Annotated in this window: 1 pseudogene; it reads left to right on the top strand. The window is 42.0% G+C overall.

Annotation, left to right across the window (positions count from 1 at the left end):
* Positions 1-324, top strand: a pseudogene (locus N8M95_RS09220) (T7SS effector LXG polymorphic toxin); the annotation flags it as partial.

The following is a 324-nucleotide window of genomic DNA, read 5'->3' as shown; positions in this document are numbered from 1 at the left end:
AATGACTACTCAACTAACCTCCTACTGTACAAGGATGGTTACTACCAGATTGATTCAAGCAATCATGCAAAGTTACCGGGTCAGGTGTTTACAACCCTTCATAGTGATTTAAAGAGTTCACGGGACAATCTAAAGAGTGAGATTGAGCTCTTGAACACGACCAAGGACAAGGTTTCAGACTTGGTGAGCTATTCAGGAAGCAGTCATACCAGTACAGTCATGAACTATAACTTCCTCATGAACCAGCTCAAGAACTTGGACAACTCGATCATCCAGTATGAAAGTAATCATGCGAGTCAGGATTTGGTTGCCTTTAAGGAACTC

The organism is Streptococcus mitis (genome assembly GCF_946190325.1).
Taxonomy (GTDB): Bacteria; Bacillota; Bacilli; order Lactobacillales; family Streptococcaceae; genus Streptococcus; species Streptococcus mitis_CF.
This window is presented reverse-complemented; position numbering and strand designations above follow the sequence as displayed.